We start from the raw sequence: 7,760 nt of genomic DNA, 5'->3' as shown, positions 1-7,760 counted from the left end.
CCACAACTAAAGCCTGCATTTCTCCATCTGTACCAATGCTGATACGTAGATATTCGTCTATGCGAGGTTTTTGAAAATAGCGGACTAAAATTTTATGCTCACGCAATTGGGCAAATAATATTTCGGCGGTGACGCCATCAGGCTTAGCCATAATAAAATTAGCCATTGATGGCAATATCTCAAAACCTAATGCTTGCAACTGCGCCGCGGTCCACTCACGAGTATCGATAATTTTCTGACGACAGTGATTAAAATAATCCTTATCTTCGATAGCAGCAGTGGCAGCCAGTTCAGCCAAACGATCAACTGAATAGGGATTAAAGGAATTTTTAACCCGCTCTAAAGCTTCGATCAATATTGCATTACCCAAAGCATAGCCGACTCGACTACCGGCTAAAGAACGCGACTTCGACAAGGTTTGCACTACTAGCAAATTAGGATAACGATCTATCAAACCGGCCGCTGATTCACAACCGAAATCGACATAGGCTTCATCAACAATAACGACACTATCCGGATTGCTGTTTAAACACTTTTCGATCGCATCCAAACCTTGGCCTATTCCCGTCGGTGCATTGGGATTTGGAAAAATGACACCACCGTTTTCGCGCTGGTAGTCGGCCAAATTAATAGTGAAATTTTCAGCCAAGGGTAACTCGATATAGTCGATATCAAACAGGCCGCAATAAACCGGATAAAAACCATAGGTGATATCGGGAAACAAGATGGGTTTGCTGTGTTTTAATAAACCTTGAAAGGCAAAAGCCAAAATCTCATCAGAACCATTACCTATACATATCTGATTGTCATGCAGTGAAAAATAATTCGCCAAGCTTGTTTTTAGCTGGCTGTTACCGGGATCTGGATATAGGCGCAGGGCGTTAATGGCTTGATCATTAACAGCTTCTAGCACACGGGGTGAAGGCGGATAAGGACTTTCGTTAGTATTAAGCTTGATTAAATCCTGCACCTTCGGCTGCTCGCCGGGCACATAGGGATGCAAGCCTTGGACACACTCACTCCAGTAAGGAGAAGACATAGAAAATCCTGTATTTGATTACGCTATAAAAAAGCGAATTATACAGAGGTTGGCCATGGGTTCCACTGAACTGATATTCACGAGGGATTGGTAGGACTACCCAGATTCGAACTGGGGACCTCTACCATGTCAAGGTAGCGCTCTAACCAACTGAGCTATAGTCCTATACCGAAAGCAGGCCGTATTCTACAAGTTATTCTGTTTATGTAAAGAGCTGAAGCGAGCCTAGCTGACAAATGCCTGGTCTTTTAAACCTGAAATCCTATCGCGGGTATTGGCAGCTTCTTCAAATTCGAGGTTTTTGGCATGCTCAAACATTTTTTGTTCAAGGCGTTTAATTTCCTGTGACAGTTGTTTCGGGGTCATCGCTGCGGCTTCGACTTGATAATCCGCCGGCCTTTCAGCCACCAACTTGCCTTTGGCATTGCGGGCAAAGCGTGTACCGGGCGCCCTCGCGCCTTCCATAATATCGGCAATATCTTTTTTTACCCCTACAGGCACGATATTGTTTGCCTGATTATGCGCCAGTTGTTTTTTCCGTCTGCGTTCGGTTTCACCGATCGCACGCTCCATGGAGCCGGTTATTTTATCGGCGTAGAGAATCGCTTTACCATTAAGATTGCGAGCGGCACGACCAATGGTTTGTATCAATGACCGATCCGAGCGCAAAAAGCCCTCTTTGTCGGCATCGAGAATGGCGACCAGCGAGACTTCGGGCATATCCAAACCTTCTCGCAGCAGGTTAATGCCTACCAGCACATCAAATTCACCTAAGCGTAAATCGCGAATAATTTCCACCCGTTCGACGGTATCAATATCCGAGTGCAGATAGCGGACCCTAACACCATGCTCAGCTAAATATTCGGTTAAATCTTCAGACATACGCTTGGTCAGCGTAGTGACTAAAACTCGCTCTTCTTTTTCGACACGGCGATTAATTTCGGAGAGTAAATCATCAACCTGCGTAGTGGCTGGGCGGACTTCAATTTCAGGGTCTATCAAGCCTGTTGGACGCACCACTTGCTCAACAACGCGATCGGCATTTTCTGCTTCATATTTGCCTGGTGTCGCCGAGACAAAAATTAATTGCGGTACGATACGCTCCCACTCTTCAAAACGCATGGGACGATTATCCAGTGCCGAGGGCAATCGAAAACCGTACTCCACCAGCGTCTCTTTACGAGAGCGATCGCCTTTATACATAGCGCCTAACTGCGGAACACCGACATGGGATTCATCGACAACAACCAGCGCATTATCGGGCAAATAATCAAATAAAGTCGGTGGCGCTTGCCCCGGATCGCGACCCGATAAATAGCGGGAGTAATTTTCAATACCGGTGCAGTAACCCAGCTCACGAATCATTTCCAGATCATAACGCGTGCGTTGCTCCAGACGCTGGGCTTCCACTAATTTATGATTATCGCGCAATTGTTTTAAGCGTTGCCGCAATTCTTCTTCAATCTCATCGAGCGCACCTAACAGAGTATCGCGGGAGGTGACGTAGTGACTTTTTGGATAAATCGAGACCCGAGGCAAGCGACGAAAGACCTCGCCCGTGAGTGGATCAAAGATGGATAGATTGTCGATTTCCTCGTCAAATAACTCAACCCGCACCGCTTCTTTTTCTGAGTCCGCAGGAAAAATATCAATCACATCGCCTCTAACCCGGTATGTCCCCCGAGCAAAATCAATATCATTGCGGGTGTATTGCAACTCCGCCAAACGCCGCAGGATATTGCGCTGATCGATCTGATCACCTCGATCGAGGTGCATCATCATTTTCAGATATTGCTCAGGATCACCCAGACCATAGATGGCGGAAACCGTGGCCACGACAATGGTATCTTCCCTTTCCATCAACGCCTTGGTGGCCGACAAACGCATTTGCTCGATATGCTCATTCACCGAGGCATCCTTATCAATAAAAGTATCTGAGGACGGCACATAGGCTTCGGGCTGGTAATAATCGTAATAAGAGACGAAGTACTCAACCGCGTTTTTGGGGAAGAATTCCTTAAACTCGCCATAGAGCTGGGCGGCAAGGGTTTTATTGGGCGCCATGACCACCGTGGGACGCTGAATGCCTTGCACCACATTGGCAATGGTAAAGGTCTTGCCGGAGCCGGTGACGCCCAGCAAAGTCTGGGCTCGCAACCCTGCCCTTACCCCTTCCAACAGACCGGCAATAGCGTCAGGCTGGTCGCCAGCAGGGGCAAATTTGGACACAACTTCAAAGGGCTTGCTCATCGACAAAATCCGGTTAAAAGGCGAAGTTTACTACAGCCTGAGGCCGCTTCACCAACCACTGACTAAGAGGCCGGATAAATCTTAGCCAGCGCAGGCTTTTACCAAAAAATTCATGGATTTAGCGCCCAAAAACGGTTGACGAGCCCCAACCAGCCCTTTAATATTCGCGCCTCGTTAACGCAAGTTGATGATAAATCCGGATTAGCTCAGCGGTAGAGCAGTTGACTGTTAATCAATTGGTCGTTGGTTCGATCCCAACATCCGGAGCCAAATTTCTGTCGGCCACTCAGTGGCTTACAAACATCAAAGGTCGCCTAGAGTAAGTGCGGCCTTTTTTGTGCCTGAAAAACAGTACTATTCAACCAATGTCACCGACTGTTGCCGGTTGCTTAAAAAGGCCATACCACAGGCACGATCAGTACCGTGGTAATACCAACCAACACCGTCATCGGCAGTCCTATTTTCATAAAATCGCGGAAATGGTAATTACCTGGGCCATACACCATCAAATTGGTCTGGTAGCCAATCGGCGTCGCAAAACAGGTCGAGGCGGCAATCATCAAGGTCACGGCAAAAGGCAGTATATCAACCCCCAACTGCTGGCTGGCAGCGATAGCAATAGGAAAAATTAATACCGCTGCGGCCAAGTTTGAAATCACCGCAGAAAACCCAGCCGTTAAAATAAATAAAGCGATCAAGGTCGCACTGGGCGAATGAGCGGTAACAGCAATGAGCGACTCGGCAATCACCGTAGCGGCACCGGTTTTTTCCAAGGCACCGCCAAGACCAATTGAGGCGGCTATCACTAGCACCACTTGCCAGTTAACACTCTCTCTGGCGTCCTGCACTTTGACACAGCGGGTGACAATCATTAAACCGGCAGCCAACAGCGCCGCTTTAAACATACTCAAAAAACCCAGTGCTACAGTCATTACCATAGCCAGCATAATCGCTGCCGCCAGATTGCGTTGTTCGTGCCTCACCGGACGCGAGTTTTCGATTTCGCTAACCAATAAAAAGTTTTTACTATAACGCTGCTGGTTAACAAAGCGGTCATGGGTTTCAAGCAATAAGGTATCACCGGGCTTTAAATAAATATCACCAATTTTGCTATTAATCCGCTCGCCATCACGGGCTACGGCAATAATGGCAGCGCTGTAAATATTTCTAAACCGCATATCGCGAATCGATTTACCTAATTGCGGAAAATTGCGCGATATCACTACTTCAACCAAACACCGGGCATGAGCGCCGCTGGCTAATTTAAACACCTGTTTTTCGGCAACTTTAAGGCCGTGGATATTTTTTAGGTCAACCACTGAGCGAACATCGCCAGCAAAAATCAAATGATCGCCAGCCAATAGCATTTCATTGGGCGATACCGCCGTGATCAAACGACCATCACGGTTAATTTCTACCAAATACATACCGGGCAATTGCCGCAAGCCAGCTTGTTCGATGGTTTTACCGGCCAGAGCACTGTCCGCTTCGACTTCCATTTCGACAATATATTCACGGGCATCGCCAAATAGCTGCTGATCTTGTTGACCACGATGAGGCAGCAACCAGCGACTGGCAGCAATGGTAAAGGCAATAACCACAAGCACACAGGGCACCCCCACCCAAGCGAGATCAAACATCTTTAAACCGATATCACTATCCAGCGTGGTTAACATACCATTGAGGACAAGGTTGGTACTGCTGCCAACCAAGGTACAAGTACCACCGATAATGGCGGCGTAGCTGAGAGGCATCATTAATTGCGAGACATTAAGATTATTACGTTTAGCCCAATCGCTAACGGCTGGTACCATCATCGCCACAACCGGTGTGTTATTTAACAGGGTACTCATGGTCGCAACGGGCAACATCAGGCGCAATTGCGCAATCGCGGTATTTTTGGGACGACCCAACAAGCTATTGGACACCCACCCCACCACACCGGTTTGCGCCAGACCGCGGGCCACGACAAATAACACCGCAACCGTGGCCATGCCCTCATTGGACATACCCGCCAGCGCTTCCGCCGGAGTAATAATATTTAATAGAGCAAGCAGGGCCACACCGCCCACTAAAATAGCATCAGCGGGATAGCGGGAAAAAACCAATAAACCAAAACAAAAAACGATAACCGCCAATGTTTGAATTGCTTCTGGGGTAAAAGCCATACTCATGGTTGTTATCCTTGCCGTTAACTAAGGGTTAAGTTTGGTACTAAGGACTATGCTTGGTAAAACTGATTAAAGCGATCAATAAATTCCTGCAACTGATCAGCGGGTAAATCATTAACCCCAGCCGCAGCCGCTCGGCCGCCACCGGTGGCAAAGCTACGGCATAATTCGTCAGCCCCGGTTTTATTATCTAATGGCGCACGAACACTGATTAAATAGTTACCATTGGCCTTGACGGTAAGTACCGCATGAGCGCGATTAGGGGTACCGTTGGCTAAGTTATTACTATAAACACCACTAACTCTTCTCGCCCAAGCTTCATTAGGCAAAATATAGGCGGCGACTGCATTATTGGCAAATTCCGGCTGCAAACTAGCAGCCGAGGCCATGTCACTGTTATAGCCATCTTGCAATTTTTCAAAACTTTCACGGTTCTGATTAATAAAATCAAACGGACTGGCATGGACGCTAACTTGCCGATATAGCGCTTCGGGAGTGAAGTGCAAATCTTCCAAATTGGAGCCATAGCCATTGTAGTTAATATAAATACCTAAATTTTTCAGGCTGAGTAAATCATCCGCGGATAAATTCAGCGGCCGAGCCAAGATGTTGGCGCTGTTATCAAGGTTGTCGCCAAAAGCACCGGTAATGGCCCACTCGACAAACTGACCGTTAAGGTGGTTGTTGATCAAAATGCTGGTACAGACATCAGCAGCAGGATTGATAATCGCAGTGAGTTTGTCACTCTCCGGAATATCACCGGCAAAGTGGTGATCGACATAGAATACCTCTGCACCCGCCGCCAGAGCTTTGTTTAAGCCATCACGATTTTTATCCAGCGAGATATCCAATACGGTAATTTTATCACCGGCCATGGCATTGATGTTATTCATCAGTTGTATATCGCGCTTGACTCCGGTCACCAAGGTACTTTCCAATGGCTCGGCATTACGCAATTGGGTCAGGGCGCAAATGCCATCGGCATCGCCATTAAAAAGATCGATATTTGCCACAGTAAAGATTCTCGCTAGACAGTGCTGTTAAGGTTTAATTGTTATTGTTACTAGCTTAACACAGCAGGAGCTTATGGCATCAACAAATCAAGAGAAAACGACCACCCTAAAGGAGATCGTTTTTTGTAAGGTTAGTACGTATTACTCTAGCGTAATACGCTCGCGATTTTTTTTGACCAAAGATTCACCAATGCCTTTCACCGCGGTTAATTCATCAACGGATTTAAACGGCCCATAATTTTCACGGTAAGCAATAATCGCCTTCGCTTTGCTAACACCCACACCCTTGAGACTGGTCGCTAAAGTGGCTACGTCAGCGGTGTTAATATTAACGGGGGCTGGCGGTTCTGCTGCTAATACCAGTGATGAAAAGGCCAATAACAGAGAAAGTAAAAAACAACGAAATATACGCATGATTATGCTCCTTGCAAGTAAGTTAATTAGTCCATTAAACGGGTAAGATCCCGCTTACTCGAAAGATACTAGCACAGCTAAACCAACTGGCAATAGCTCATTGTCTTCAAAAAGCTGTTAGCTCAGTTGCTGATTAATGGCCGTCAGCGCGGCAAGCGGATCATTATGCTGGGTAATAGGACGGCCAATAACCAAATAGCTACTACCCGAAGCCATCGCTGCAGCGGGCGTTGCTACACGGCGCTGATCACCGGTGTCGCTATTGGCCGGACGGATACCTGGGGTAACCAATTGAAAATCACTACCGATTTCTTTGCGTAACATCTCGGTTTCCTGGGCCGAACAGACGACGCCATCCAAACCACAGTCTCTGGTTAAACGCGCCAGACGAATCACCTGGTTGACTGGCTCACAATCCAAACCAACACCCTGTAAATCCTGTTGTTCCATACTGGTTAAAACCGTGACAGCAATTAACGACGGGGCTGATTGGTAATTGGCCAAGGCTTCGCTGGCAGCCTCCATCATTCTTGCGCCACCCGCGGCATGGACATTGACCATCCAAACACCTAAATCGGCTGCCGCTTTTACCGCACCGGCAACGGTATTGGGAATATCGTGAAATTTAAGATCGAGAAATACATCGAAACCACGATCGCGAATACTATGAACAACCTGTGGGCCGCAATGGGTAAATAATTCCTTGCCCACTTTCAATCGACACTGGGCAGGATCAAGCTGATCAGCTAGCGCCTCTACTGAAGCCAGGTCGGAATAATCCATCGCTACAATAACTGGGGATGTTGTTGCCATAATACTCTCTTTAATCTTTCTCTTTAATCTTTATCTTTACTTTATCTTTACTTTATCTTT

At 47.1% G+C, this 7,760-nt stretch carries 6 protein-coding genes and 2 tRNA genes; 1 reads left to right on the top strand and 7 read right to left on the bottom strand.

Annotated elements, in window-relative coordinates:
- From hisC to uvrB, 3 genes are all read right to left on the bottom strand, one after another.
- Positions 1-1,039, bottom strand: a 1,039-nt coding sequence (hisC, locus tag AACP44_RS07610) for a histidinol-phosphate transaminase (RefSeq protein ID WP_339339896.1), incomplete at its 3' end; no start/stop codon positions are given.
- Between the two features lie 88 nt (positions 1,040-1,127).
- Positions 1,128-1,204, bottom strand: a tRNA-Val gene (locus AACP44_RS07605).
- Positions 1,205-1,264: 60 nt separating this feature from the next.
- Complete coding sequence (gene uvrB, locus AACP44_RS07600; RefSeq protein ID WP_339339895.1) at positions 1,265-3,289, bottom strand: excinuclease ABC subunit UvrB; 2,025 nt, start codon at positions 3,287-3,289, stop codon at positions 1,265-1,267.
- Between the two features lie 195 nt (positions 3,290-3,484).
- On the opposite strand from uvrB, the gene AACP44_RS07595 reads away from it, so the two are divergent.
- A tRNA-Asn gene (locus AACP44_RS07595) sits at positions 3,485-3,559 on the top strand.
- A 119-nt stretch (positions 3,560-3,678) separates the two neighbouring features.
- Here the strand turns inward: AACP44_RS07595 and AACP44_RS07590 are convergent.
- From AACP44_RS07590 to pyrF, 4 genes are all read right to left on the bottom strand, one after another.
- Complete coding sequence (locus tag AACP44_RS07590) at positions 3,679-5,463, bottom strand: SLC13 family permease (protein WP_339339894.1); 1,785 nt, start codon at positions 5,461-5,463, stop codon at positions 3,679-3,681.
- Between the two features lie 47 nt (positions 5,464-5,510).
- Entirely contained in the window at positions 5,511-6,473 is a 963-nt protein-coding gene (locus tag AACP44_RS07585) for a DHH family phosphoesterase (protein ID WP_339339892.1), read from the bottom strand.
- 141 nt (positions 6,474-6,614) lie between these two features.
- Positions 6,615-6,887, bottom strand: a complete 273-nt coding sequence (locus AACP44_RS07580) for a ComEA family DNA-binding protein (RefSeq protein WP_339339890.1) — start codon at positions 6,885-6,887, stop codon at positions 6,615-6,617.
- 117 nt (positions 6,888-7,004) lie between these two features.
- Positions 7,005-7,700, bottom strand: coding sequence for an orotidine-5'-phosphate decarboxylase (gene pyrF, locus AACP44_RS07575; protein ID WP_339339889.1), 696 nt, complete (start codon positions 7,698-7,700; stop codon positions 7,005-7,007).
- Between the last annotated feature and the right edge of the window lie 60 nt (positions 7,701-7,760).

Origin of the sequence: uncultured Oceanicoccus sp. (assembly GCF_963968385.1) — a bacterium.
Lineage (GTDB): Bacteria > Pseudomonadota > Gammaproteobacteria > Pseudomonadales > Dasaniaceae > Oceanicoccus.
This window is presented reverse-complemented; position numbering and strand designations above follow the sequence as displayed.

Excerpts from the sequence above, each read along its gene's own strand:
- uvrB (WP_339339895.1), bottom strand. The coding sequence starts at position 3,289 with ATGAGCAAGCCCTTTGAAGTTGTGTCCAAATTTGCCCCTGCTGGCGAC.
- AACP44_RS07590 (WP_339339894.1), bottom strand. The coding sequence starts at position 5,463 with ATGAGTATGGCTTTTACCCCAGAAGCAATTCAAACATTGGCGGTTATC.
- pyrF (WP_339339889.1), bottom strand. The coding sequence starts at position 7,700 with ATGGCAACAACATCCCCAGTTATTGTAGCGATGGATTATTCCGACCTG.
- AACP44_RS07580 (WP_339339890.1), bottom strand. The coding sequence starts at position 6,887 with ATGCGTATATTTCGTTGTTTTTTACTTTCTCTGTTATTGGCCTTTTCA.